General features: G+C 58.3%; 21 protein-coding genes and 1 riboswitch. Of the genes, 10 read left to right on the top strand and 11 right to left on the bottom strand.

Annotation, left to right across the window (positions count from 1 at the left end):
* The first annotated feature begins 1 nt into the window (after position 1).
* From ACUZ9P_RS04175 to ACUZ9P_RS04160, 4 genes are all read left to right on the top strand, one after another.
* Positions 2–1,087, top strand: a complete 1,086-nt coding sequence (locus ACUZ9P_RS04175) for an NAD-dependent epimerase/dehydratase family protein (protein ID WP_449250234.1) — start codon at positions 2–4, stop codon at positions 1,085–1,087.
* Entirely contained in the window at positions 1,084–3,084 is a 2,001-nt protein-coding gene (locus ACUZ9P_RS04170; RefSeq protein ID WP_449248752.1) for an ATP-binding cassette domain-containing protein, read from the top strand. Before ACUZ9P_RS04175 ends, ACUZ9P_RS04170 begins: the two co-directional genes overlap by 4 nt.
* 121 nt (positions 3,085–3,205) lie before the next feature.
* Entirely contained in the window at positions 3,206–3,613 is a 408-nt protein-coding gene (locus tag ACUZ9P_RS04165; RefSeq protein WP_192113060.1) for a (deoxy)nucleoside triphosphate pyrophosphohydrolase, read from the top strand.
* A 341-nt stretch (positions 3,614–3,954) separates the two neighbouring features.
* A complete protein-coding gene (locus tag ACUZ9P_RS04160; protein ID WP_449248751.1) occupies positions 3,955–7,011 on the top strand; it encodes an EAL domain-containing protein in 3,057 nt (1,018 codons plus the stop codon).
* A gap of 89 nt (positions 7,012–7,100) precedes the next feature.
* Here the strand turns inward: ACUZ9P_RS04160 and ACUZ9P_RS04155 are convergent, their stop codons facing one another.
* Both ACUZ9P_RS04155 and ACUZ9P_RS04150 read right to left on the bottom strand, forming a co-directional pair.
* Entirely contained in the window at positions 7,101–8,450 is a 1,350-nt protein-coding gene (locus ACUZ9P_RS04155) for a sugar transferase (RefSeq protein WP_449248750.1), read from the bottom strand.
* Positions 8,447–9,604 carry a glycosyltransferase family 4 protein gene (locus ACUZ9P_RS04150; protein ID WP_449248749.1) on the bottom strand — a complete coding sequence of 386 codons (1,158 nt, stop codon included), beginning with the start codon at positions 9,602–9,604 and terminating at the stop codon, positions 8,447–8,449. Before ACUZ9P_RS04150 ends, ACUZ9P_RS04155 begins: the two co-directional genes overlap by 4 nt.
* A gap of 226 nt (positions 9,605–9,830) precedes the next feature.
* Between ACUZ9P_RS04150 and ACUZ9P_RS04145 the strand changes: the two genes are divergently transcribed.
* Positions 9,831–10,853: an NAD-dependent epimerase/dehydratase family protein gene (locus tag ACUZ9P_RS04145; protein WP_298997564.1), complete on the top strand. Its 1,023-nt coding sequence runs from the start codon at positions 9,831–9,833 to the stop codon at positions 10,851–10,853.
* 175 nt (positions 10,854–11,028) lie between these two features.
* On the opposite strand, the gene ACUZ9P_RS04140 is transcribed toward ACUZ9P_RS04145, so the two are convergent.
* From ACUZ9P_RS04140 to ACUZ9P_RS04130, 3 genes are read right to left on the bottom strand one after another with little or no spacing between them, the layout of a single operon-like run.
* Positions 11,029–11,739, bottom strand: a complete 711-nt coding sequence (locus ACUZ9P_RS04140; protein ID WP_374042247.1) for a septal ring lytic transglycosylase RlpA family protein — start codon at positions 11,737–11,739, stop codon at positions 11,029–11,031.
* Positions 11,730–12,728, bottom strand: a complete 999-nt coding sequence (locus tag ACUZ9P_RS04135) for a hypothetical protein (protein WP_449248748.1) — start codon at positions 12,726–12,728, stop codon at positions 11,730–11,732. The genes ACUZ9P_RS04140 and ACUZ9P_RS04135 overlap by 10 nt, the downstream gene beginning before the upstream one ends.
* Positions 12,725–12,994, bottom strand: a complete 270-nt coding sequence (locus ACUZ9P_RS04130) for a hypothetical protein (protein ID WP_449248747.1) — start codon at positions 12,992–12,994, stop codon at positions 12,725–12,727. The genes ACUZ9P_RS04135 and ACUZ9P_RS04130 overlap by 4 nt, the downstream gene beginning before the upstream one ends.
* A 571-nt stretch (positions 12,995–13,565) precedes the next feature.
* Between ACUZ9P_RS04130 and dsrA the strand changes: the two genes are divergently transcribed.
* From dsrA to ribB, 5 genes are all read left to right on the top strand, one after another.
* A complete protein-coding gene (dsrA, locus tag ACUZ9P_RS04125) occupies positions 13,566–14,879 on the top strand; it encodes a dissimilatory-type sulfite reductase subunit alpha (protein WP_022658935.1) in 1,314 nt (437 codons plus the stop codon).
* An 18-nt stretch (positions 14,880–14,897) separates the two neighbouring features.
* The gene (dsrB, locus tag ACUZ9P_RS04120; RefSeq protein ID WP_449248746.1) at positions 14,898–16,043 is read left to right on the top strand and encodes a dissimilatory-type sulfite reductase subunit beta; all 1,146 of its coding nucleotides are present in this window, start codon (positions 14,898–14,900) and stop codon (positions 16,041–16,043) included.
* 60 nt (positions 16,044–16,103) lie between these two features.
* Positions 16,104–16,340 (top strand): dissimilatory sulfite reductase D family protein, encoded by a 237-nt coding sequence (locus ACUZ9P_RS04115; protein WP_022658933.1) that lies wholly within the window; start codon positions 16,104–16,106, stop codon positions 16,338–16,340.
* A 541-nt stretch (positions 16,341–16,881) separates the two neighbouring features.
* Complete coding sequence (gene amrA, locus ACUZ9P_RS04110; protein ID WP_449248745.1) at positions 16,882–17,457, top strand: AmmeMemoRadiSam system protein A; 576 nt, start codon at positions 16,882–16,884, stop codon at positions 17,455–17,457.
* A gap of 83 nt (positions 17,458–17,540) precedes the next feature.
* Positions 17,541–17,691: riboswitch (FMN riboswitch) on the top strand.
* A gap of 115 nt (positions 17,692–17,806) precedes the next feature.
* Positions 17,807–18,478, top strand: a complete 672-nt coding sequence (ribB, locus tag ACUZ9P_RS04105) for a 3,4-dihydroxy-2-butanone-4-phosphate synthase (RefSeq protein ID WP_449248744.1) — start codon at positions 17,807–17,809, stop codon at positions 18,476–18,478.
* Between the two features lie 266 nt (positions 18,479–18,744).
* Here ribB and ACUZ9P_RS04100 read toward each other — a convergent pair whose 3' ends face one another.
* From ACUZ9P_RS04100 to panC, 6 genes are all read right to left on the bottom strand, one after another.
* Positions 18,745–19,377, bottom strand: a complete 633-nt coding sequence (locus ACUZ9P_RS04100) for a CatA-like O-acetyltransferase (protein ID WP_449248743.1) — start codon at positions 19,375–19,377, stop codon at positions 18,745–18,747.
* Positions 19,378–19,461: 84 nt separating this feature from the next.
* On the bottom strand, positions 19,462–21,702 hold the full coding sequence (gene recD2, locus ACUZ9P_RS04095; RefSeq protein WP_449248742.1) for an SF1B family DNA helicase RecD2: 2,241 nt from the start codon (positions 21,700–21,702) through the stop codon (positions 19,462–19,464).
* Positions 21,699–22,010, bottom strand: a complete 312-nt coding sequence (locus ACUZ9P_RS04090) for a helix-hairpin-helix domain-containing protein (protein ID WP_449248741.1) — start codon at positions 22,008–22,010, stop codon at positions 21,699–21,701. The genes recD2 and ACUZ9P_RS04090 overlap by 4 nt, the downstream gene beginning before the upstream one ends.
* Positions 22,007–23,104, bottom strand: a complete 1,098-nt coding sequence (aroC, locus tag ACUZ9P_RS04085) for a chorismate synthase (protein ID WP_449248740.1) — start codon at positions 23,102–23,104, stop codon at positions 22,007–22,009. Before aroC ends, ACUZ9P_RS04090 begins: the two co-directional genes overlap by 4 nt.
* A gap of 350 nt (positions 23,105–23,454) precedes the next feature.
* Positions 23,455–24,627, bottom strand: a complete 1,173-nt coding sequence (metK, locus tag ACUZ9P_RS04080) for a methionine adenosyltransferase (RefSeq protein ID WP_298993905.1) — start codon at positions 24,625–24,627, stop codon at positions 23,455–23,457.
* Between the two features lie 40 nt (positions 24,628–24,667).
* Positions 24,668–25,516 carry a pantoate--beta-alanine ligase gene (gene panC / locus ACUZ9P_RS04075; RefSeq protein ID WP_449248739.1) on the bottom strand — a complete coding sequence of 283 codons (849 nt, stop codon included), beginning with the start codon at positions 25,514–25,516 and terminating at the stop codon, positions 24,668–24,670.
* Positions 25,517–25,559 lie beyond the last annotated feature (43 nt).

Below are 25,559 nucleotides of genomic sequence, written 5' to 3'. Positions count from 1 at the left end.
CATGACTGAAAGCGACGTATATACACCGCATCTGGCGGGTAAAAAAGTGCTGCTTACGGGCGGCACTGGTTTTGTGGGACGGCATCTGCTGCCGCAGCTGCTGGAAGCCGGAGCGCAGGTCACCTGCCTCACGCGAGCTGTCTCGCGTACCGGGCATCTGCCAGCGGGTGTGGAAACAGTCCAGGCCGATCTGAGCACGGGTCAGGGGCTTGCAGAAGCCCTGCATGGCAAAGATGTGGTCATCCACATGGCGGCCCTGCTTTTTGGCCTTGGCTGGCAGGATTATCTGCGGGCCAATGCCCTTGCCGCGCGCAGCATGGCCAGTGCAATAACCAGCCTTGCCCGAGAGGGAAACATTGGGTCGGACTTTCGCTTTGTGCTTGTTTCAAGCCTCGCGGCAACCGGCCCCTGTGGCACGGCCCCCGGTGTGGACGATGCCACGCCGCCTGCGCCGGTTTCCGCCTACGGCTGGTCAAAAATGCTGACAGAGCAGGTGCTTGGGCGCGCTCTTGGGCAAAACCTCGTAACCCTGCGCCCGCCCATCATTTATGGCTCGGGCGACAAGGGTCTGCTGCCGGTATTTCAAGGGGTTATGCGCGCCCATGTGGCCGTGAGCCCCGGCGCTGGACGCGAGTTCCCGGTCAGCGCCGTGCATGCGGACGACATGGCTCAGGCCGTGCTGTGCGCATGCAGGCCCGAAGCCAGCGGCGTTTATCATCTCAGTGACGGCGAGGCCTATACCATGTCCGGTTTTTGCCGGGCTATGGGCGAAGCTGTGGACAAGGTCCTTGGCCGCGCGCCCCGCAATGTGCGCGTAGTGCGCATGCCTTTGCCCGTCATGGCTTGTACTGCCGGGCTGTCCACGGCCTTTGCCGTGGCTGCCGATGCCGTGTTCCGCCGCCTTTTGGGGCGTGGGCTGCGGCGCGCCCCGGCCTGGAATCTGGACAAATACCGTGAAGCCCGTCAGGCCGGGTGGCTGTGCGACAACAGCCGCATCTGCCGCGAACTGGGCTTTGCGCCGCGCGTGAGCCTTGAGGCAGGTATGACCGAAGCCGTCGACGGCTACCGCCGCGAGGGCTGGTTGTGAAGATCACCATACAGGAACTCTCCAAGGCATTTGGCGGACGGGACATTCTCAGCAACTTCTCGCTGGAAGTGGACCCCGGTGTGCGGCTGTGCGTTTGCGGGCCCAACGGTACGGGCAAATCCACTTTGCTGCGCCTTCTGGCCGGGGTGGAAAGCCCTGACGGCGGGCGGGTAATTCTGCCGCGCGGCTGCCGCCTGGGTTTCGTGGAGCAGGAGCTTTCAGAGGAATCCCTCGAAACGCCGCTGCTGACCTATGTGCTGGACGTGCTGCACGACTGGAGCGACTTTTGGGCCGAATGGGAAGAAGCCGCCGCCAGCAAGGACGAGTCGCGCCTGACCTCCCTGATGCACCGTCAGGGCGAGCTTGAGGCGCTCTACGGCTACAATCCCGAGCATCGGGCCAAGGCCGTGCTTTCCGGTCTGGGCTTTGCCGAAAACAAGTGGAACCGAACCCTGCGCGAACTCTCCGGCGGCTGGCGCGAGCGCGCCAAGCTGGCCCGTGTGCTTACCGCCGGCGCTGACGTGCTGCTGCTGGACGAACCCACCAACCATCTCGACGTAGAAGCCGTGGAATGGCTGGAATCCTTCCTTATGGACTTCAGCGGCGCACTGGTATTTGTGGCCCACGACCGTGTGTTCATGGATAATGTAGGCACGCACGTTCTCTACCTCGGGCTGTCCAAGCCCGTGTTCCGCAAGGCCACCTACACGCAGTTTCTGACACTTCAGGACGAATACAACGCCCAGCGTGAGCGTGAAGCCCGCGCCCTCAAGGAAGACCTTGACCGCAAGATGGCCTTTGTGGAGCGTTTCCGCGCCAAGGCCACCAAGGCCCGTCAGGCGGGCTCCCGGATGAAGATGGCTAAAAAGCTCGAAAAAGAGCTGGAAGACTACAGGCCGGAACCCAAGCGCAAAGAGCTGAATTTCAGCTGGCCCGAAGCTCCGCATTCAGAAAAGATTGTTCTGTCCGTCGCAGATCTGGAATTTCATTTTGGCGACGGCAAAACCATGTGGCCGCCCCTGACCCTGACCCTGTTCCGTGGGCAGCGGGTGGCTCTGGTGGGGCACAACGGCTGCGGCAAGTCCACCCTGCTCAAGCTGCTGGCTGGCACGCTGGAACGCTGCGGCGGCAATATGGTCACGGCATCGCAAATGCGCATGGGCTACTACACCCAGCATCAGATGGACACCCTGCGGGGCGATACCACGGTGCTTGGCGAAATCCGCCGCCTTTCAGATCCGCGCACCACGGAAGAAGAGCTGATGAGTGTTCTCGGGCTCTTCATGCTGGGGCAGGACTATTTTGAACGGCAGGTGAGCGCCCTTTCGGGCGGCGAAAAAAGCCGCCTTGTACTGGCGACGCTGTTTTTGAAGCGCTGCAATTTCCTGCTGCTGGACGAACCCACCAACCATCTTGATCTTGAAAGCCGCGAAGCCCTGGTGAGCGCGCTACAAAAGTTTAACGGCACCTTGCTCATGGTGGCGCATGACCGCTGGCTGCTCTCGCAGGTTGGCGCTGAAGCATGGGAACTCAATGAGAACGGGCTGACCGTATTCCCCGACTTTGCCTCGTATGACGAAAACCGCAGGGCCCGTCAGAACGGTTTGGGCGAAAGCCCCCAGAGTGCCGTCATTGGATCGGGCAACAGCGTCCGGCAGACGGACGCGTCCGCCGCGCAGCCGCTATCGCGCGATGAACAGAAGCGCATCAAGCGCGAACAGGCCGACAGGCGCAATGCCCTGCACAAGGAACTGAAGCCCCTGCAAAACCGTTACGAAGCGCTGGAAACAGACCTTGCCTCGGTGCTTGACCAGCAGGCCCTTGTGGAAGGCCAACTGGCCGATCCGGATGTGTACGCCGACCACGCCCGTTCCAGCGATCTGCTCAAGACGTTTGAATCGTGCAAGCAGCGTAGCGAAGCCATTCTGGAAGAAATGACCACACTTGAAGAAGGCATGACGGCTGTGCGGGAAAAGTGGAACGTGGAGCAGGATTGACCGACAGGTTTCGCGGCAACCCCCACAAAGGCGTTGCGTGACGTAAGAGCTTGGTGCAATAGTATAAATACGTTTTCACCCAAAACTGCTCCAGGGCCTCGCGCCCGGTGTGGAGAGCGGCATGCAACATATAGAAGTAGCTGCGGGCATCATCTGGCGGGGCAAGAGGTTTCTGGCCAGCCAGCGCCTCAGCGACAAGCCTCTTGAAGGGTACTGGGAATTTCCCGGCGGCAAGCTTGAAGCCGGAGAAAGCCCGGAAGACGCACTCAAACGCGAACTGGCTGAAGAGCTGGGCGTGGGCGTGCGCCAGGTCGTGTTCTGGAAAAGTCTTGACCATGAATATGTGGAGCGCGGCTTCAGCGTACGGCTGTATTTTTTTCATGTCACCGAATTCGTGGGCGAACCCTGTGGCGAAGAAGGGCAGAACCTGCGGTGGGTAGAGCCGCAGGAAGCCTTTGCTCTCGGGTTTTTGCCTGCCGATGCCGTGGTGCTTGAAGAACTCATAGCGAGGCAACCGAGCATCCTTTGATAATTTGCGTGAGGTGCCCCCCCTGCGCAGTGAATTTTTTTGTTTTAGCCCGCCATTGGCGGGCTTTTTTTATGAGCAGGCAAAATTGGGGTGTAACTAGCGGTGGAAATGTTCCCCGCAAAAAGGTAACTTGAAACCAGTATTTATCTAAGCCGCCACTGCTCACTGCTTTTTCCAAAAAATTCGGGAGAGGCTATGCGAATGCTATCAGCGGAACGGCGGGCTACACCCTGCAAGCTCAGCCGCATCATTTTATCCCTTCCCAAACGGTGTTGGCGTACAACCTCGCATGTCGCCCAGGTGGCCTGCCTTGGCAGGCTCGCACACCGGGCAGGTGATCTATGCGTATAAAGCAGCTTTCCTTTATTGTGTGCGCCGCCATAGTCGGGCTGTTCGTGCTTATTTCCTATGTCACGTCCGAGCTGGTGGTGGTGCGCGGCGTGGATGCCATTGAGAGCAACAGTTCCGCCGAAAAAATGAAGCAGTTGCGCAACCACATCCATGCGCAGGAAACACAGCTAAGCCATATCGCAGTGGATTGGGCATGCTGGGATGACGCCTACCGGTTCATGCAGGACAATAATGATGAGTTTGTCCGAACCAACCTGCGGCAGCAGATGCTGACAAAGTTGAATCTGTCGTCCATTGCCTATGTCAGCAGAGATGCAGCAAACGTACATATGGTTGAAGACGATGCGGACTGGCGCAAGCCTGAGCATACAGCCGAGGTGCAACGCCTTTACGGGCAACTGGTCAACAGGCTTGAGGGCAGTTCGGAAGAAGGTCTTGCAGGGGTCATGGTGATTGGCTCTGTGCCGCACATTGTTGCGGCACAGAAAATACGCGATACGGGCATGCTGCTGCCCGCCAACGGTGTGGTTTTTATGACCCGCGCCATTGATGCAGATTTTATAAAGGATGTGGAACACGATACCCTGCTGCGTTTTACGGTGCTGCCGGTGGAAGCGTTCAACAGCCTGCCCGGGGCTGCGGATGATGTGAACGCCTTCAAAATAGTGCGTGAAGACGGCAGCATCAATTCATACTCAGTGATGCGCGATGTGTTTGATTGTGCGGCCTTTTGTCTGCGGCTTGTGACAGGCCGGGAAATTGCTCAGCTTGGCAAGCGCATGTTTTTGCAGAATTTTATTCTGATTGTCGTCACAGGCATGGGTATGCTGATTGCATTCCTGGTGTTTACAGAAAAGCAGATACTCAGGCGCATTCTCTCCATGCAGCGGCAGGCGCAGCATATTGAAAAAAGCAGCGAACCGCTAAAAAAGATTGATATTCATGGTGATGACGAAATATTTGACCTCTCCCAGAAGATCAACAGCATGATCGATGCCCTGCAATCCAACGAAAAGTTTTTGCAACAGACGCTGGATACTCTTCAGGCTGGCGTAATCACTATTGAACCGGGCAGCCTGAAAGTGCGCAGTATCAATGCTTTTGCGCAACAGTTCATCGGCTTGCCCGCTGATGAAATTGTGGGCAGGCCCTGTCATGAATTTATCTGCCCCGGCGGGGTGGATCTCTGTCCCATGAGCAAGGGCAATCCCAAGGGCGAGTTGCTCGCAGGCCAGCTGACGTCTGTAGACGGCACCATGAAGACCATCGTCAAATCCGTGCGCGCCATTGAGATGAAGGGTGAAGAGATTTTTCTGGAATCGTTTGTGGATATAACGGATCTGGAAACAACACGTAAGGAACTGCAACGCTCAGAAGAGCGGTACAAGACCCTGTTTATGAACACTGGCACGGCAACGGCAGTTATCAGCAGTACCGGGCTGATATTTTTGACAAATACAGAATTTTCCAACCTTGTGGGCATGCCGCAGGATGAGATTGAAGGAAAGCTCTTCATAAGCAGATTTCTGGGCAAGGGCGAAGGGCATTCGCCGCTGTCGTTCGGCTCTTCTGCAACACGGAGCAGTGAAAAATATGAAGCAGAAATCCGGAGCAGCACGGGAAAAACCATCAATGTGCTGGTAACCCGGGCAAAAGTTCCAGAGAGCGGCCTGTCAGTCATTTCCCTGCTGGATATTTCGGAACGCTCGGCAATGGAGAGGGAACTGGCCTACAGGGCCAACCATGACCTGCTCACAGGGCTTGCCAACAAGGCTCTGGTGGCAACGCGGCTCATGGCCGCCATGCAGGAAGTGCATGAATCCGGGGGGATGGTCGGCGTGCTGCTTATCGATCTTGACCGCTTCAAGCAGGTGAACGACAGCTTCGGGCATTCGCTGGGCGACAAGCTCTTGCGGCAGGCTGCGGAGCGTCTGACGTATCTGGCCCGGCAGGATGACTGCGTGGCCCGGACTGGCGGCGATGAATTTGTCATTGTTGTGGGCAAGGCGCAGGGGAAGGTCCAGCTTGAGGCCCTGGCAAACAATGTGTTGCATTCATTGAACCGCTGTTTTTATGTGGACGAATATTCCATCTATCTTAGCGCAAGCATTGGTATTGCCTGCTATCCCGGCGATGGCACTACAGTGGAAGCGCTGATGCAAAGCGCCGACCTTGCCATGTACAGAGCCAAGGCCAAGGGCAAAAACACGCATACGTTCTTTACAGAAGACCTCACGGTGGCGGCCAATGACCGCATGGCGCTGGAAACTGAGCTTTTTCGCGCCATGGACAGTGCCGCCTTTGAGGTGCACTACCAGCCCAAGATTGATATTGGCAACGGCGCAGTGGCAGGCTGCGAAGCTCTGGTGCGCTGGAAGCGCGCTGACGGCACATGGATTGCTCCCTCTGTGTTTATCCCCCTGGCTGAAGAAACCGGGCTTGTGCGTCGGCTCGACATGTTTGTGCTGCGCAAGGCGTGCCGGCAGCAGAGGGAATGGCGGGAGCAGGGCCTTGGGAATGTCCATATGTCTGTGAACATGTCCGGGCGCAGCATCATTGCTGAAACATTTGTGGATGATGTGCTGGATGTGCTGGGCCGGGAAGACATGCGCCCCGAGCACCTGGGCATGGAAATCACCGAGACCGCCTTTATGTCCAATATGGCGGAGGCGTCCCGGGCCATTGCGGCATTGAGCGAGCAGGGAATACAGATATATCTGGATGACTTTGGAACCGGGTATTCATCGCTGTATTACCTGCACACCATGCCCATCGCCAGCCTGAAAATCGACAAGTCGTTCATTGACGCCATTAACGCGCCGCTCAATGCCTCTAACGAACTTGTCAAAACCGTCCTGACTCTCGCCTCCGGCCTTGGCATGGCAACAGTAGCCGAAGGGGTTGAAACACGAGAACAGCTTGATTTCTTGGCAGAAAATGGTTGCAGTACTATTCAGGGGTACATTTTTTCGCAGGCGCTCAGCGGCAGCGACTTTGCAACCTATCTGGAAGGTTCCGCCAAGAGTATTGCGGCGGTAATGGCTTAATTTATCTTTTTTCAAGGCCGTAAAAAGCCCCGCAGGGTTATCCTGCGGGGCTTTGGCATTTGCAGCAGCGATGCGCTTTCAGGCTCGGACTAGCGCGCTCCCTTGGGGAAGAGCACAACGCCGACCGTTTTGAACACGATATTTATGTCCAGCAGAATGGACATGTTCTTGATGTAGTACAGGTCATATTCCAGTTTGCGCCGGGCATCGTCTTCTGACGCGCCGTAGGGATAGCACACCTGCGCCCAGCCGGTGAGGCCCGGTTTAACCGTATGCCGCAGGCTGTAGTAGGGGATGGTTTCTTTGAGTTTGGTCACAAAGGCCATACGCTCGGGGCGCGGGCCGATGAAGCTCATGTCGCCCTTCAGGATATTCCAGATCTGGGGCAGCTCGTCTATGCGCACCTTGCGGATGAACTTGCCGAACTTTGTCACGCGCGCATCATGGGTGCTGGCCCATACGGCTCCGTTCTTTTCGGCATCGGCGCGCATGGAACGGAACTTGTAGACCGTAAATTCCTTTTCAAAAAGGCCCACGCGATCCTGTTTGTAAATGACCGGGCCGGGCGATTCCAACCGCACCACAATGGCCGTCAACAGCATGATGGGTGCTGCGGGAATGAGGAGGAGCAGGGAAATCAGCACGTCCAGCGCGCGCTTGAGCCTGCGCAGCGAGCCACGCGTGTTCAGCGAAAAACCCTCGGTCTGCAACAGCCACTCATCGTTGATCTGCGAGAGCGGCAGGCGCTGCACCACGTGCTCGTAAAAACTGCGGATATCCACCACCATGCTGCCGCGCAGCTTTGCTTCCAGAAGGTCATGGGCAATGTCGTCGTCAATGGGCGCATCGGGCAGCAGCAGGATCATGGTCGCATTTTTTTCTTTGGCAATGTCCAGAGCCATAAAGGGCGCGCCAAGGCAAGGCCCGGCATCAGGCCCCTGATCGCGTTCGCCCACATAGCCAAGAATCTCGGCCTTGGGCAGGCCTTCTGCGAGCAACTGGCGCACCTTGCCCGCGCGGTCCACCCCTACCAGCAAAATGCGCAGCGGGTGGGTAAGCCTTTCGGCGTTGAGATGGTAAATCCAGCGCCAGCCCAGAGAAAAGGCCAGCGAAAGGGCAAAAAGCATGGCCACGGTTTCGCGGTCAAAACGCCAGTGCTGAAAGGCATAGGATGCGGTAGCCGAAGAAATAATGCCAAGCAGGCAGGCTACCAGCACACGGCCCACGGTTTCCTTGAAGTCCTCGTTGCCCACGCTGTACGCATCGAGGATGTAAAAGAAGAGCATGTAAAAGAAGATGGTAAAGAGCGTAGCGCCCGTATAGTCGTGGAAAATGCTCAGATCGGATTCGACCGTCAGAAAGCCGGAAATGCTGAGAGCCAGTAAAATGCAGATCAGATCCAGAACCTGCAGCATGGCCATGCGGTATGTGCTTATCATAGGGTATCCTCAATGGCGGGCACGCGCATGTCTACAAGAATGCGCGCGGCCACTTTTTCTGCGTCAAATTCACTCAGGGCCAGTTCGCGCCCGGCCTGTCCCATGCGGGCAATGCTTTCAGGGCTGGTGATAAAGGATTCCATGGCGCCAGCCAGTGCCTGCGGGTCGCGTACCGGCACAAGATAGCCGTTGACGCCGTTGCGCACAACCTCTCGGCAGCCGGGGGCGTCCGTGACCACGGCGGGGCGGCCCATGCTCATTCCTTCCATAATGGAGGTCGGCGTTCCCTCGCGCCACGAAGGCAGCACAAGTACATGGGCGGCAGCCACATAGGGGCGCACATCGCGTGTTTCACCAAGGTATTCTATGCAGCCCTGTTTCTGCCACGCATCCATCTGTTCCATGCTCACGCTGCCAAGGCCTTTTTCCGGCGGGCCGAGCACCTGAAAGCGGGCATCAGGGTACCGGGCCTTGAGCAGACGCGCGGCTTCGGCATATTCCGGCAAGCCCTTGGCTTCAAGCAGCCGCGCCACCAGCAAAAAAACGGGTGACCCGCTCAGGCGGCCATCGGCGGAATAGTTGGGGAAAGGGCTGGGGGCAAAGCGCTTGGTATCCACTCCGGTGCCGCGCGCCGTAAGCACGCGCGCATTGCGCCCGAGGATGCCCGACTGGCGGAAAACCTGTATGTCGTCCTGATTCTGAAAAAAAACGCCTTCCGCGCCCGAAAGCGCCAAGCGGTATAGCAGGCGGCCCAGAAGGTTGACGCATTTCTTGAAGAAGGAATCAGCCTCAAAGGCATAACCAAGGCCGGTGATGGTGGCATAAATGTGGGGAACCCCAGCCGCTCTTGCCGCCATGCAGCCGTAGATCACAGGCTTGATGGTGGAGGCGAAAAGCAGGTCTGGCTTTTCGTCCCTGAAAAGGCTGAACAACTCCCGCGTGGTGCGCAGGTCGCTCAGGGGGTTCAGCCCCTTTCTGTCCAGCGAATAGTGGCGCAGGCGCGCGCCCTGAGCGGCCAGTGCTGCTTCAGCATCGGCATCGCCTGGCGGGGCGCAGCAAACTACCTCGTGCCCGGCCTTGCGCATGTGCCGGATCAATACACTCCAGAAGTTGCTCATGGCTTTGGTCTGGTTGCCCAGAACAATGATCTTCATGCTCGGCGCTCTCCCTTGTTCGGCGCTTGCCCTGCGGGCTTGTGTCGCATGCGCAAGCCTATAGCACTACAACCGTGTTATGAAAAGGGGAGAAGCTTTTGCATATATAGGCGGCGCAGGCCGCCGCAGCTTTACAGTCGCGCTGCTACAGGGTAAAAGAGGAATGGTTCTGCTGCCCGGGAGTATGCCTTGGCGCAGGCCGGAAATCTGAAAACAGGACGCAAAAATGAGCGCGTATTCCGATCTTACCAAGTCCATGACTGCCCAGCCTTCGCGTTGGCTTATCACCGGCGTTGCGGGTTTTATTGGCTCCAACCTGCTGGAACATCTGCTGAAACTTGGGCAGACCGTGGTTGGTCTGGACAACTTTCTTACCGGCTACCAGAAAAATCTGGACATGGTGCGAGACATCGTTGGCCCAGAAGCGTGGAGTCGGTTTACCTTCATCGAAGGCGACATTCGCGATATCGACACCTGCCACGCCGCCTGCAAGGGCGTGCAGCATGTTCTGCACGAAGCGGCCCTTGGTTCTGTGCCGCGCTCCATTGACGACCCGCTGTTGTCCAACAGCTGCAATATCACCGGTTATCTGCACATGCTTGTGGCCGCGCGCGATGCGGGCGTGAAGAGCTTTGTGTACGCCGCGTCTTCCTCCACCTACGGTGATTCGCCCGAACTGCCCAAGGTGGAAGACAAGATCGGCAGCCCGCTTTCCCCTTATGCTGTCACCAAGTACGTGGACGAACTGTATGCGGACGTGTTCAACCGCTGCTATGGCTTCTCCAGCGTTGGCCTGCGGTATTTCAACGTGTTCGGCCAGCGCCAGGATCCTTACGGCGCGTATGCCGCCGTTATTCCCCAGTGGTTCGCCAGCCTCATCAAGCAGGAAACCGTTTTTGTGAACGGCGATGGCGAAACCAGCCGCGACTTTTGCTATATCGACAACGTGGTGCAGGCCAATCTGCTTGCCAGCTTTGCCCAGGGCGATGCCACCAATAAGATTTACAACGTGGCCTTTGGCCAGCGCACCACCCTGAATGAGCTTTTTGACCTCATCAAGGAAGAGGTGGCCCGCCACAAGCCCGAAGTCATGAGCGCCGAATGCGTGCATCGCGACTTCCGCGCTGGCGATGTGCGGCACTCCCTTGCCGATATCAGCCGTGCAGCAAACCTGCTGGGCTACGGCCCCCAGTTTGACGTGCGCCAGGGCCTGCGGCTTGCAGGCGACTGGTACGCAGCCAACCTGTAGCAGCCAACCGCATACTAGAAATATGAAACCCCGCGCAAGCGGGGTTTTTGCTGTCCAAGGTCAAAATAGAAATGGGTACAGAGATCGGGAGAATCCCGGCGGCTGGTGACTTCTTCAAGTCGGTGGAGGCTCCCTCCGCCGAAATCCTCACGCCTCTGACCTCTATACACTGTCCCTAATTGTCGCCCACTACAAAAGCGCCGGGATACATGGCGCGGAAAATATCAAGTTGTTGCTGTGCTCCGAAAGAATCGGGCCACGGCCCCACCTGCACATTCCACATGTTGTTGCTGCCGTAGATGAGGCGTCCTCGGTTGCCGGTCTGGGAAAGGATGTTGATGAGGTTGTCGGCGTTCACCCTGTCGGCAAACGCCCCCACCTGCACATAAAAAGCACCGGTAAGATCGCCGTCTTCCTTCATGCGCTCAACGCCGCCCATACTCTGAATGCGCACCCGCGCCGTGCCGGGGCCAAGGATGTTCAGGCGGGTGGCCGCAGCGCGGGAGAGGTCAATGACGCGGTCGTCCACAAAAGGCCCACGGTCGTTGACGCGCACAATGATGGAGCGCCCGTTGCCCATATGGGTGACGCGCACCTTGGTGCCCAGGGGCAGCAGCTTGTGGGCTGCCGTCATGGCGTACTGATTGTAGGTCTCGCCATTGGCCGTAGTTTTGCCGTGGAAACCAGGGCCGTACCATGAGGCCGTGCCTTCTTCCACAAAACCGTTGGCTGACTTGAGGGGATAGTAGGTCTTGCCGCGCACCGTATAAGGGCGACTGCCGGGAACCCCGCCCTTACGCCAGGAGCGTGAACCGCAGCCGCTCAAGAGCGCGGCGCAAAGCAGAGCAACAAGAAAAACAAGGAGCGGTCTGACCGTCATGCACATCCGCGCCCCTGGCTGCTCAGGTAGGGCAGGCAGGGGAGTGTGTTCTTTTTGCCGCAGGCGGCGCACAGACCGGAGCAGTCGGCCTCAGACGCGGCGGTGTATTCCAGTTCATGCAGCAGGGCAAGGCCTTCCTGCCCCAGACTGCCGCGATCGCGTGCTCGGGCAAGCAGGGCCAGTGCCGGGTTGCGGCGGCCAGCATTGAGAAAATCCCTTGCAGCCAGAAGGTAGAGGCGCTCCCTGTCATTGCCAAAGAGCGAAGCCAGGAGGTGTTCGTAACCCGGGCCAAAGACCTGACGGGCAAAGTCTTCTTCTGTGGCAAGCCAGCGCGCCAGATGGGCGTTGTGCCGCTCGACCGCCAGATAACTTGTGAGGAGCCGCAGCCCGTGGGCCAGAACGTGCATTATGCGCGAAAGTTCGCGCGAGGAGCTTTCAGAGGTTTGGCCGCCAAGGCCGCGCAAGGGGTTGTACATGTCTGCCGTAACCCCAGGCCTGCGCGAAATTTGGATAAGGCGGTTGGCGTAGTGCTGGCCCTGAAAGGCGTCTTCCTTCAGTTTGGCGCATTCGTGAAAGGCGTAGCCGATGCACCAGTCAATGAGGGTTTCAAAAGCCTTCTGGGCATGAGCGCCGCCAGGCAGCACATTGTCCGCATGGCGGCGTAACGCCGTGATCTGCGCCATCTCTGCGGCATTGCCGTTATCATCGGCGGGTTCTTCCGGCAACGGCAGCTCCAGCGGCGGCATGCCGCCGGGGGCCATGGCCTCTATGCCGGGGCTGTTGCGGAAAAGGTGGTGGGCCGTATCCTTGAGCCGCCAGAAAACGCCTTTGCGCATGGCCTCGCCCAAAAGGTCGCGCAAGGCTGTGTAAGAAACGGCTCCGTCCACGTCAAAGCGGCGGCGCTGGTCGACCAGCAGGCTGTAAACGGTGCAATAGTCGCGCACCAGATCGCGCACAAGAAAATCGCGGTTGGCCAGCAGCCAGCGTCCGTTCACGCTTCGTCCTCCTGGAGCAGGGCGCGGGCCACGGCGATGTCGTACAGCAGCAGGGGGTCAGATTCGGCTTTGCGTTCTTGCTGATACATGCGCGCGGCACTGCGCACCACAGCCATGCTCAGCCAGGGGTGCCGCTCCCACACTTCGGGATGGTCGGCGCGCCAGAGGCGAAATTCAACCTCGCCGTCAGGCCCGCGGCGCACGTAGACGCGCGAAAGGGCATTGCCCGCCTGCGGGTGATAGTACAGTCCAAGTTCGTCTTTCATTATAATGATAATCCTTGCGGATATGGGCCATGCGAGGCCGTTGTTGGTGCGGCGCATCCGCACATTCCTTTTTAATCATACGCGCAAGAAAGCACTTTGCCAAGGCCGTGCGACATTGTTGTGAAAAATAGTACAATATTTAAGAAAAAAGTTGCTTTTTTACGTAAAAAAATGCCTGTGCGTCTCGTCTAAAGTAATGATTTTGGCATACTGTGCTCACGTGCATTGTGTCGCAAAGCCTTGATCGCCGGGTATTCTTGCGCCTTTTGCGTATATCATGCCGCCCCGGTTGTCATTAAGTGGAAAATGGGCTAATCAGTGTTTTGACCGCGTTGCGGCCTGACGGTCGGTGGCCCTTGCACGTCCGTTATCCGCGATCCCTTGGGGCGTCCCGATTTTACGGGGCGGGCGCATGCAGGTTTTTACCTTCATGCGTGTGCTGGGGGGAGTATCCCCGCATGCACGGGCAGCGATTTCGCGCCTGTACCCCGGATTGCCGCACCGGATCGCCGCAGTTGACCGGCACGTCACGCGAGCGCGTGATACAAACAAACCATGTGGAGGTATGGCAATGGCGAAACATGCAACCCCCTTGTTGGACCAGCTTGAAAGCGGCCCTTGGCCGAGCTTTGTGTCCGACATCAAACAGGAGGCGGCCTCTCGGGCCCAGAATCCCAAGGGTCTTGATTATCAGATCCCTGTGGACTGTCCTGAAGACCTTCTGGGTGTGCTTGAGCTTTCCTACAACGAAATGGAAACACACTGGAAGCACGGCGGCATCGTGGGTGTGTTTGGTTACGGCGGCGGCGTTATCGGCCGTTACTGCGACCAGCCCGAAATGTTCCCCGGCGTGGCGCACTTCCACACCATGCGTGTGGCCCAGCCTTCCGGCAAGTACTACCACAGCAAGTTCCTGCGCGACCTGTGCGATATTTGGGATCTGCGTGGTTCCGGTCTGACCAACATGCACGGCTCCACCGGTGATATCGTGCTGCTCGGTACTCAGACTGCCCAGCTGGAAGAAATCTTCCACGAACTGACCCACAACATGAATGTTGACCTGGGTGGTTCCGGTTCCAACCTGCGTACGCCCGAATCCTGCCTTGGCCAGTCGCGCTGCGAATATGCCTGCTACAACACGCAGGACATGTGCTACACGCTGACCATGGACTATCAGGACGAACTGCACCGTCCCGCCTTCCCCTACAAGTTCAAGTTCAAGTTCGACGGTTGCCCCAACGGCTGCGTGTGCGCCATGGCGCGTTCCGACTTTGCCGTTGTCGGTACCTGGAAGGACGACATCAAGATTGACCAGGACGCCGTGAAGGGCTACGTGGGCGGCGAATTCGCCCCCAACGCCGGCGCTCACTCCGGTCGCGACTGGGGCAAGTTCGACATCCAGAAGGAAGTCGTGGACCTGTGCCCCTCCAAGTGCATGAAGTGGGACGGCTCCAAGCTTTCCATCAAGACCGCCGACTGCGTGCGCTGCATGCACTGCATCAACACCATGCCCCGCGCTCTGCACATCGGTGACGAACGCGGCGCGAGCATCCTCGTGGGTGCCAAGGCCCCCGTGGTGGACGGCGCCCAGATGGGTTCGCTGCTCGTGCCTTTCGTTTCCTGTGAAGCCCCTTACGATGACGTGAAAGAAGTCATCGAAAAGATTTGGGACTGGTGGATGGAAGAAGGCAAGAACCGCGAGCGCGTGGGTGAAACCATGAAGCGCCTGTCGTTCCAGAAGCTGCTGGAAGTCACCGACACTCCCGCCGCTGCCTACCATGTTAAGGAACCGCGTTCCAACCCGTACATCTTCTTCAAGGAAGAAGAAGTGCCTGGCGGCTGGACCCGTGACCTTGCTGCTTACCGCAAACGCCATCAACGCTAGTCAAAGGGGGAGAAGAACATGGCTTTTATTTCTTCCGGGTACAATCCCGCAAAACCGATGGAAGGCCGCATTACTGACATCGGACCCCATAAGTATAATGAATACTTCCCGCCGGTGATCAAGAACAACTTCGGCAAGTGGCTCTATCACGAAATTCTGGAGCCCGGCGTGCTCGTGCACGTGGCCGAAAGCGGCGACAAGTGCTTTACCGTCCGCGTGGGCGGCACCCGTACCATGTCCATCACTCACATCCGTGAGTTGTGCGACATCGCCGACAAGTACTGTGGCGGCTACCTGCGCTGGACCACCCGTAACAACATTGAATTCATGGTGGACAGCGAAGCCGGCATGAAGGCCCTGCGCGACGACCTGAACAGCCGCAAGTTTGACGGTGGCTCGTTCAAGTTCCCCGTGGGCGGCACCGGCGCTGGCATCAGCAACATGGTGCACACCCAGGGTTGGGTGCACTGCCACACCCCCGCGACCGACGCTTCCGGCCCGGTCAAGGCCGTGATGGACGCCGTGTTTGAAGACTTCAAGTCCATGCGTCTGCCCGCCCCCGTGCGCATCGCGCTTGCCTGCTGCATCAACATGTGCGGCGCCGTGCACTGCTCGGACATCGGCCTTGTGGGTATCCACCGCAAGCCCCCGATGGTCGACCATGAATGGGCTGACCAGCTCTGCGAAATTCCTTTGGCTGTTTCTGCTTGCCCCACCGCCGCTGTGCGTCCCACCAAGGTGGAATACAACGGCAAAAAGGTGAACTCCATCGCCATCAAGGAAGACCGCTGCATGTACTGCGGTAACTGCTACACCATGTGCCCCGCGCTGCCCATCTCGGACGGCGAAGGCGACGGCGTTGCCATCATGGTTGGCGGCAAAGTTTCCAACCGCATCAGCATGCCCAAGTTCTCCAAGGTCGTTGTGGGTTACATCCCCAACGAACCGCCCCGTTGGCCTTCGTTGACCAAGACCGTGAAGCACATCGTTGAAGTGTACGCGGCCAACGCCAACAAGTACGAACGTCTGGGCGACTGGGCTGAACGCATCGGCTGGGAAACCTTCTTCAAGATGACCGGCCTTGAATTCACCCACCACCTCATCGACGACTTCCGTGATCCCGCCTACTACACGTGGCGCCAGAGCACGCAGTTCAAGTTCTAGATATAGCTTGTTTATCAACCCCGGCAGCGCTATTTGCGCCGCCGGGACAGGAGACTCACCATGGCTGACGACAAAGACGTTGTTGTTGAATTCCTGAAAAGCAAATCCTCGTCCAAGTCCAAGTTCTATTTCAAGGATTTCCTTGAACTGTTCCCCGACAAGGGACCCCGCGACGTGAAGAAAGTTCTCACCAAGCTGGTGAACGAAGAAGTGCTGGAATTCTGGTCTTCCGGTTCCACCACCATGTACGGCATGAAGGGCGCGGGCAAGCAGTCTGCCGCTGAAGGCGAAGATTAGCAGCAAACCGCATTGGCCCAGGGTCTTTGCTTTCGGCTGCGCCAAAACGCGCTTTTTATTATGGTCGAGTACAACGTGTACGTTCCCTGCATAAAAAGCGCGTCTTTGTTGCCGACTGTATCTGGCTGCTGGCCGATGTAGTCTGGCATATTTCGTCAGAATGCCTCAGGATTATTTGTCGGGATTCCTATCCCGAACGGCAAGGACATGTCTTGATGCATGCGCCTTCGCAAGGTGCGTCAGCCTTTGCGTGTAAGCCTCAGCAAGTTATGCCGCAACGCGAGTTGTGGCATTTCTTGTTTTTTTGGGGGGGCGGTCGTATGCTCCTCCGCCTTCGGCTTTGTTTAAAGCGCTACGGCAGACTGGCCTACAGATGCATAGCTGAAAGTCACAAGGCATACGTGGCAGCATCCATGCTCTCGCGTGATCACAAAGGATTGCTCTGCGCGGGTGTTTCCCGCAATCTGTGCTGAACGGGCAAACCTGTATCCCGGTTTGTCCTGTCTCGCTTTCACCCTCTGTTTGTTACGCGGGAGGCAGAATGAGTATTGCATTTTCCCTGTCTGACGCTGAAAAGCAATTTTTGTCGCATCATGCCCGCATGTCCATCGAAGCCGGATTGGCAGGAAAAAGCGTGGCGGATGTTCCGCAACCTCCTGCCGACCAATTCGCGCCAGAAAGCGCCCTGTGGCGAACGCTTGGGGCTTTTGTAACCCTGAATATGGGTGAGAGGCTTCGCGGCTGCATTGGCAATATTGTGGGGCGTGAGCCTCTGTATGCTACTGTGTGGCATATGGCGCAGGCCGCAGCCTTTGCAGACCCGCGTTTCCCCTCATTGACGTTTGCCGAATGGCCGCACGTCACCCTTGATATTTCTGTTCTGGACGAGCTCAGCCCTTGCCCCGGACCGGACGCGGTAGAAGTGGGTCGGCACGGCCTTGTGCTTGTCTATGAGGGGCGCAGCGGCGTGTTCTTGCCGCAGGTGCCCGTGGAGCAAGGCTGGGATCGACTGGCCTATCTGGACAATCTGTGTCTCAAGGCTGGTGTGGCTCCTGGCTCATGGAAGCTGCCGGGTGCGCAATTGTTCTGGTACGAGGCCACTGTCTTTGCGGCCTGAGTGCGTGTCAGAATAATCACGCAGGGGGCAGCGGCAGCTGAACCAGATACTTGCACATGCGCCTTCCGGGGTGTAAGCTGCACAAGATTTCTCAGGGCGGGGTGAAAGTCCCCACCGGCGGTGATGCGGCGGCCAGCAGGCTTCCGCCAGCCCGCGAGCGCCCAGTGTTTGGGGTCAGCAGATTCGGTGAGAATCCGAAGCCGACGGTTATAGTCCGGATGGAAGAGAACGGTTTTTTGCCGCGCACAAAGCGGTGCGTCCTTTATTTGAAGGCGTACTTTGTGTTGCGGCCCGTCCACGCCCTGATGCACCATCTCCCGGCAAACAAGGCCGGAAACAGGAGAACGGAATGCATCAGTCCTCATTATCCCTTGCGTCTTTCGGCACCTCTGAAGAACGTGTTCGTGCTGCTCTTGCCTCATTGCGCAAAGGCGGCGGCGTTTGCGTTGTAGATGACGAAAACCGCGAGAACGAAGGTGACCTCATTTTCAGCGCGCAGCACATCACTGTGCCGCAGATGGCCATGCTGATCAGGCATTGCAGCGGCATTGTCTGCCTGTGCCTTACGGACGAGCATGTGCAGCGCCTTGACCTGCCCATGATGACCGACCACAACACCAACACGCAGGGAACTGCCTTTACCGTCACCATTGAGGCGGCCACGGGCGTTACCACAGGTGTTTCCGCCGCTGACCGCGTTGCCACCATCAAGGCCGCCGCTGCACCCGATGCCCAACCCGCCCATCTTCGCCGCCCCGGCCATGTGTTCCCCTTGCGGGCGCGTCCCGGCGGCGTGCTGGAACGGCGCGGCCACACGGAGGCCACGGTTGACCTCATGCGCATGGCAGGCCTTGAACCCTGCGGCGTACTCTGCGAGCTGACTCTGGATGACGGCGAAATGGCCCGTCTGCCCGAAGTTGCGGGTTTTGCCCGCGCCCACAATATGCCTTTGTGCAGTGTGGAAGATATTGCTGCGTGGAGGTTGGCTATGGGTGATCTGCATCTTGCCGTCAGTGCCTAGCTCCGCGCGCGTCTTTTTGCCCGCTGATAGCGTCAAGCAGGGCTTTTTGCTCCGGTCGAGTACCATTAAAGTACACTCCCTGCGCAAAAAGCCCTGCTTTTCTCGTCAGCGAACAAAATCCATCGTGCGGGAGAGCAAAAGAATGACACTCCCTACATGCAAAACGCCGTCCTCACATGGCGCGACACAAATCTGGCCTTTATGTAAAAATGATAGCCCGGTTCATGGAATGAGCCGGGCTTGAATTTTGAATGGCGCTGTTGTGATTAGCTGAAGTATTCGTGGGGAGATTCGATGATTTGCGTGAAGAGCTTATAAAACTCAGCCAGATGTGTTCCGTCAATAAAGCTGTGGAGCGCTTCAATGGATATGGTGATATTCCCCGAAGCGTCCTTTTTGCCAAAAAGGATTCTGGGCACGCTGTCAGCCCACGGGTCACCCCAGGGATTTGTTGCTGAAAGTATGGGAACGTCTGGCAGGCAGCTAAAGTAGATCAAGCTTTGCACATCGCCGCCCTCGGGGCAAAGGGTTGGATTCTGGTCGGCAATGGCCCGCGCCGCGCTGATATTGCTGCTGAATACGGAAAACTTACGATCAAACTCTGCAACGCAGTTGCAATGCAATGCCCTGCCTTTAGGGATGTAGGTAAACGCCGCATCAATGCGCTCAAATTCCACAGGGCGCAGATTGACGATGCGTTGCCTGAAGCCGACAACGCCATGAACGGCGAGCATTGCGGCAAAATAGATGCAATCCGTAAGCCGAAAGCCATTCTGTTTTTTTACTTCGTACAATCTGGCAACATTTGCCGAAAATGAGACGCTGAAGCACGGATTTTTTCGCGACTGAAAAAAATTGAAGTGTTCATTTCTTTCCCATGAGTCATCAAGGTATTTCATACTGAATCCTGGTCGGCGCGGTTTCTTTAAAATCCGCAGTACAAACTGGCGGGAGTTTCAGAAAGATAACTCGTGAAGACCCCGCTACTCCACAGGCGCGAGGCGTTGCGCCAAGCGGGTGAAGCGCTTGCGGGTCTTGTTGTTTTTGACGGCCATGTGCAGGGCGCGGGATTCGCCCACCAGGATGACCAGTTTTTTGCCGCGCGTTACGCCCGTGTAGATGAGATTGCGCTGCAAAAGCACATAGTGCTGCATCATGACGGGAATAACCACAGCAGGGTATTCCGAGCCTTGCGATTTGTGGATGGAAATGGCGTAGGCGGGCGCGATTTCGTCCAGTTCGTCAAATTCGTAGGGCACAACGCGTTCGTCAAAGGTGATGCTGAGGGTGCGTTCGCGCACGTCCATAAAGCTGATGCGCCCCATGTCGCCGTTAAAAACGTCCTTGTCGTAGTTGTTGCGTATCTGCATGACCTTGTCGTGCAGGCGGAAGCAGCGGTCGCCACGGCGCACTTCAATGCCGTGCGGGTTCAGGGCTTCCTGCAGGCAGGCGTTCATGCGGCCAGCGCCCACAGCGCCCTTGTGCATGGGCGTGAGCACCTGGATGTCATCAACGGGGTCGAGGTTGAATCGCCGGGGAATGTGGTTGCGCACCAGATCCACGATAAGTTCCGCAGCTTTTTCTGCATCGTTCTGGTGGATAAAGTAGAAGTCCGAGAGCCGCTCCTTGCTGGATTCCAGCGAGGGAATTTCGCCACGGTTTATAAGATGGGCATTGCAGATGATTTCGCTCTCGGCGGACTGACGGAAAATTTCGGTCAGCTCCACGACAGGCACAACGCCGGAGCGGATAATGTCTGCAAGTACGTTGCCCGGGCCTACCGAGGGCAACTGGTGCACGTCGCCCACCAGAACAAGCGTTGCGCCCAGCGGCACGGCCTTGAGCAGGTGATAGAAGAGCAGGGTGTCCATCATGGAGGCTTCGTCCACCACGAGGAGGCCGCAGGCGAGGGGATTGTCCTCATTGCGGGCAAAGCCGTCTTCCTTGGGGCTGTATTCCAGCAGACGGTGGATGGTGCGCGATTCGCGCCCAGATGTTTCAGACATGCGCTTGGCGGCGCGGCCTGTGGGCGCGGCCAGCAGTATGCGGGCGCGTACCTCGCCAAAGAGTTTGATAATGGCGTTGATGATGGTGGTTTTGCCCGTGCCGGGGCCGCCGGTGAGCACCATCATCTTGCTGCGGGCGGCGGTGCGCACGGCCTCAAGCTGTTCGGGCGCGAGGGAAATGTTCAGCTCGCCCACGACCTTGTCCACCAGCGCGTCCGGCTTTTCAAAACGCACGGATTTGGGCGAGCCCAAGAGGCGCTGGATGTAGAAGGCGGTTTTTGACTCGCAGTGGTGGTAGCGCCGCATGTACACGCCGATCTCGCCGGGGGCGTCGGGCATGTCCAGCTCTTCGCGCACAATGCGTTCATCAGCTTCGAGCGCGGCGAGGGCATCCTCCACAAGGCCTTCGTCAATGCCGATCTGGGCGCAGACCGCCTCGGTCAGCTCCGCCTGCGGCAAATAGACGTTGCCATCGTCCGTGGCTTTTTGCAGCACGTAGAGTGTACCCGCCTGTACCCGCAGGGGATTGTCGTGTTCAAAGCCCAGCTTGCTGGCGGCGGCATCAGCGGTGACAAAGCCAATGCCGTGAATGTCCATAGCAAGCCGATAGGGATTTTCGCGCACAATGGCGAGCGCATCCGCGCCATAGGCGCGGTAGATGCGTACAGCGTAGGCTGGCGTGATGCCGTGGGGCTGCAAAAAAAGCAGCAGGTCGCGCATGCCCCGGTGTTCAGCCCAGGAGGTGCGGATGCGGTCAAGGCTCTTGCTGCCCACGCCACGCACCTTGAGCAGACGCTCTGGCTCTTCATCAAGAATTCGTATGGTATCCGTGCCAAAGGCCTCGACTATGCGCCCGGCCATTTCTTCGCCAACGCCCTTGATAAGGCCAGAGGCGAGATAGAGACGGATGCCCTCGCTGGTGGCGGGCAGCATTTCATCGGCGTTCTGAAACTCGATCTGACGGCCAAATCGGGGGTTGTTGACCCAACGGCCTGATACTTTGAGCTGCACTCCCGCCTGCGGGTTGACCATGTGCCCGATGCACGAAACAGGGTCGCGCGGGCGGGTGAGGCCAGCATTGCCGCTGCCGCTGTTCACGCTTGCAGGCAACAGACGCAGCACCGTGTAGCCGTTTTCTTCATTATGAAAGACAACGCGCTCCACCGTGCCGGTGAGTTCAACGGAATCGGGATCTTGTAAAAGGGGCAGGTTGCTCATGCACTCGCCTTGTCAGCAATCCTTGGGCTTGTTGCAGCTTTGCGTTGCCGCGACCACCAGAACCAGTCGCGCTGATCATCAGGTAGTTCCGGATTCTTTGCCTGAGCAACAGCGCAATAGAAAACATCAAGGCAACAGATATCAATTTTCTGGCCTTTGATGCGGCACAATTCATCATACAGAGCCTGAGGGGCGCGCCCCGCCAGGTCGGAAATATCAGTAACGCCAAGCTGGCGCAGGTCTTCAATGGTTGCCGGGCCAACAGAACGCAGGGCGTTCAGAGCGCGAGCGTCGGCCTTTTTGTTCACAGGCCCAGTCCCATGCGCTGCTGGAGCAGCAGGGCATCGGCAAGGGCCAGAGCCGTCATGGCTTCCAGAACCGGCACAACGCGCGGGATCGCGGCAAGGTCGTGCCGCCCGCCAATGAGTACGGAGGCGGCATTGCCTTCCTTGTCCACTGTCTGCTGGGTAACGGCTATGGATGCGATAGGCTTGACCGCAGCGTGCATCACAATGGTCTGCCCGCTGGAAATGCCGCCCAATATGCCCCCTGCGTGGTTGGAAGCAAAGCTGGCCTTGCCGGGCTGCGCCGGGTCGGCGGGGAGCAGGGGGTCGTTGTTTTGCGAGCCATGCAACTTGGCCGCGCCAAAACCTTCGCCCACAGAAAAGCCTTTGACTGCGCCAATGCTCATGATGGCATGGGCCAGCACGGCCTCCAGCTTGTCAAAAACGGGTTCGCCAAGGCCTGCGGGCACATTGCGCGCCTCAATGCGCACAATGCCGCCCAATGTGTCGCCCGCTTTGCGGGCAGCCAGCACCACCTGATCCCACAGGGAGGGCATGGCCTCTGTAGCGGCACAATAGGGACGATTGCGGGCATTGTCCAAATCAAGGGTTGCCCAGTCCTGCACGGCGGTACCGCCCAGTTCCACGCAGGCGGCCATGATTTTTACGCCGCGGCGTTCAAGAATCTTGCGGGCAATAACGCCGCCAGCCACGCGGGCTGCGGTTTCGCGCCCAGAGGAGCGCCCGCCGCCGCGATGGTCGCGTATGCCGTTGTACTTCTGAAAATATCCCCAGTCCGCATGGCCGGGGCGGAAAACTTCGGCAAGATTGCCGTAGTCGTGCGAGCGCTGGTCTTCGTTGGCGATGTAAAAAGCAATGGACGTGCCCGTGGTGACGCCCTCATACACGCCGGAGAGCAGGCGGACCGTGTCCGATTCCTTGCGCTTGGTGGCGGTGGGGCCCTGACCGGGTTTGCGGCGGTCAAGCTCGGCCTGAATGTCGGCCTCTGTCAGGGCTAGGCCCGCCGGGCAGCCGTCAATGATGCCGCCAAGGCCCACGCCGTGGGATTCGCCGAATGTTGTCAGCCGCAGGGCCTGTCCGAATGTATTGCCAGCCATGTGCTACCTCGCCTTCACTACAGCATTGTAAGTCGCTCACGTGGGCGTTTGTCAGCGCAAGGTATTGCGCCTGGGCCTTCGTGGCGGGGGTCTGCTTGAACAGACGCCGGACAGTTCCAGGGGGAAACTGCTCGGAATAGCGCCGGAGCGGCGCGGTCAAGTGAGTCAGTATAGGCAAGGGCGGGGCGGCTTGCAACTCGTGCGGGCGAACGGGATTTTTTCCCGGAATTAAGGCGGTAAAACGTCTGTGGCCGGAATATGCGAGGAAAAAGATATGGACAAAAAATGAGGTGCAGAAAATTCAGCAAGGAGTTTCCTGCACCTCAAAAGGGCAAATACGCAGGCTCGCGCTACACCTTGGCGGCGGTGCGCAGGTCGGCTACGGCATCAGTCTTTTCCCAGGTGAACTCCGGCAGTTCGCGGCCAAAGTGACCGTAGCAGGAAGACTTCTGGTAGATGGGGCGCTTGAGATCAAGGCGCTTGCTGATGAAATAGGGGCGCAGGTCAAAGACTTCGCGCACGGCCTTGGTCAGCAGTTCGTCCGGCAGGTCGCTGGTGCCCTGCGAGGAAACAAGCACGCTGACAGGCTGGGCCACGCCAATGCAATAGGCGATCTGCACTTCGCACACTGGGGCGAGGCCTGCGGCAACAACGTTTTTGGCAATGTAGCGGCCCATGTACGCGCCGGAACGGTCAACCTTGGAGGGATCCTTGCCGGAGAACGCGCCGCCGCCGTGGTGGCCGCTGCCGCCGTAGGTGTCCTGAATGATCTTGCGGCCTGTAAGGCCGCAGTCGCCCATGGGGCCACCCACCACAAAACGGCCCGTGGTGTTGATGAAAATTTCGCAGGCCTTTTCGTCAAAATAGCCGGAGGGTTCCAGGATGGGGCGAATGACGTGCTTTTTCACGGCTTCGGCCACATCAGCCTGGCTGGCGTTGGCGCTGTGCTGGGTGGAGACCACCACGTTGTTGATGCGCACGGGCTTGCCGTCCTGATATTCAAAGGAAACCTGAGTCTTGCCATCGGGACGGAAGATGTCCACGGTGCCGTCCTTGCGCACTTTCGCCAGCTGCTGCGAAAGCTGATGCGCCCAATAGATGGGGGCTGGCATAAGGGTGGAGGTTTCGTTGCAGGCATAGCCAAACATCATGCCCTGGTCGCCCGCGCCCTGATCTTCAGGCTTTTCGCGCAGTACGCCCTGAGCGATGTCGGGCGACTGGCGGCCAATGGCGTTGATAACAGCGCAGGTCTGCCAGTCAAAACCCATTTCTGAGCTGTTGTAGCCAATGCCTTTGATGGTCTCGCGCACCACATGGGGCAGGTCGGCGTAGCCGCTGGTGGTGATTTCGCCAGCGATAACAGCCATACCCGTGGTCACCAGGGTTTCGCAGGCCACGTGGGCGTTGGCGTCCTGTGCAAGCAGGGTATCAAGGATGGCATCGGAAATCTGGTCGGCGACCTTGTCGGGGTGGCCTTCAGTTACAGATTCGGAAGTGAAAAAGTATTTGCCCTTGGTATGCATATGAATCTCCTTGGGCGCTCGCGTCAGTGCGGCGCGGGTTTTAGGGTCGCAACAGAATATTGTCGATAAGCCGGGCCTTGCCCATGCGCACGGCACAGGCCATAAGCGCCGGACCGGTGACTTCGGTGAGCGGAGTCATGGATTCCGGGTGAACAATACTAAGGTAGTCAAGGCGCCCCATGGGCAAAAATTCCGCCCAGCGGCGCAGCACAGCCTCGCGCAGCAGCTTGACGCTGGTTTCACCGTTCTGGGCCAGTTTTTGAGCGTAGAGCAGGGCCTTGCGGATCTCCGGAGCATGGGCGCGTTCGTCCGGGCTGAGGTAGACGTTGCGCGAGGAAAGGGCCAGGCCGTCAGCTTCGCGCACGGTTTCGCGCGTTTCAATGCGCACAGGCACATCAAGGTCGCGTACCATACGGCGCAAAACGGCCTGCTGCTGCCAATCCTTCTGCCCAAAAACGGCGACTTCCGCGCCGGTCAGCATAAAGAGCTTGAGCACCACGGTGCATACGCCGCGAAAGTGCACAGGCCGGGTGAGGCCGCACAGGCCTCGGGAAAGTTCGGGAACTTCCACCCAGGTGGCGTGGTCTTGCGCGTACATGGTTTCGGGCTGCGGCATAAAAAGCGCATCCGCCCCATGACTGCGGGCTATGTCCGCATCGCGCTCGGCATTGCGGGGGTATGCTTCCAGATCCTCGCCGGGGCCAAACTGGGTAGGGTTGACAAAAAGGCTCACCACCAGACGTTTTGCCTGCGTGCGGGCATAGGCCATGAGGTCTTCGTGCCCCTGATGGTAGTAGCCCATGGTGGGCACCAGAGCGATATCGTCTCCGGCGCAGTGCCAGGCCTTGCATTGGGCCGCCAACTCTCGGGGATTTGTGAATATCTGCATATCAAGGTATTGTGATATTGTTTGTGAAGGCTCATTTATACAC

This window comes from Desulfovibrio intestinivivus (assembly GCF_053570665.1).
This window is presented reverse-complemented; position numbering and strand designations above follow the sequence as displayed.

Bases quoted from the DNA above. Each gene is read 5' to 3' on its own strand.
- ACUZ9P_RS04175 (WP_449250234.1), top strand. From the start codon at position 2: ATGACTGAAAGCGACGTATATACACCGCATCTGGCGGGTAAAAAAGTG.
- ACUZ9P_RS04165 (WP_192113060.1), top strand. From the start codon at position 3,206: ATGCAACATATAGAAGTAGCTGCGGGCATCATCTGGCGGGGCAAGAGG.
- ACUZ9P_RS04160 (WP_449248751.1), top strand. From the start codon at position 3,955: ATGCGTATAAAGCAGCTTTCCTTTATTGTGTGCGCCGCCATAGTCGGG.
- ACUZ9P_RS04155 (WP_449248750.1), bottom strand. From the start codon at position 8,450: ATGATAAGCACATACCGCATGGCCATGCTGCAGGTTCTGGATCTGATC.
- ACUZ9P_RS04150 (WP_449248749.1), bottom strand. From the start codon at position 9,604: ATGAAGATCATTGTTCTGGGCAACCAGACCAAAGCCATGAGCAACTTC.
- ACUZ9P_RS04145 (WP_298997564.1), top strand. From the start codon at position 9,831: ATGAGCGCGTATTCCGATCTTACCAAGTCCATGACTGCCCAGCCTTCG.
- ACUZ9P_RS04140 (WP_374042247.1), bottom strand. From the start codon at position 11,739: ATGTGCATGACGGTCAGACCGCTCCTTGTTTTTCTTGTTGCTCTGCTT.
- ACUZ9P_RS04130 (WP_449248747.1), bottom strand. From the start codon at position 12,994: ATGAAAGACGAACTTGGACTGTACTATCACCCGCAGGCGGGCAATGCC.
- dsrA (WP_022658935.1), top strand. From the start codon at position 13,566: ATGGCGAAACATGCAACCCCCTTGTTGGACCAGCTTGAAAGCGGCCCT.
- dsrB (WP_449248746.1), top strand. From the start codon at position 14,898: ATGGCTTTTATTTCTTCCGGGTACAATCCCGCAAAACCGATGGAAGGC.
- ACUZ9P_RS04115 (WP_022658933.1), top strand. From the start codon at position 16,104: ATGGCTGACGACAAAGACGTTGTTGTTGAATTCCTGAAAAGCAAATCC.
- amrA (WP_449248745.1), top strand. From the start codon at position 16,882: ATGAGTATTGCATTTTCCCTGTCTGACGCTGAAAAGCAATTTTTGTCG.
- ribB (WP_449248744.1), top strand. From the start codon at position 17,807: ATGCATCAGTCCTCATTATCCCTTGCGTCTTTCGGCACCTCTGAAGAA.
- ACUZ9P_RS04100 (WP_449248743.1), bottom strand. From the start codon at position 19,377: ATGAAATACCTTGATGACTCATGGGAAAGAAATGAACACTTCAATTTT.
- recD2 (WP_449248742.1), bottom strand. From the start codon at position 21,702: ATGAGCAACCTGCCCCTTTTACAAGATCCCGATTCCGTTGAACTCACC.
- aroC (WP_449248740.1), bottom strand. From the start codon at position 23,104: ATGGCTGGCAATACATTCGGACAGGCCCTGCGGCTGACAACATTCGGC.
- metK (WP_298993905.1), bottom strand. From the start codon at position 24,627: ATGCATACCAAGGGCAAATACTTTTTCACTTCCGAATCTGTAACTGAA.
- panC (WP_449248739.1), bottom strand. From the start codon at position 25,516: ATGCAGATATTCACAAATCCCCGAGAGTTGGCGGCCCAATGCAAGGCC.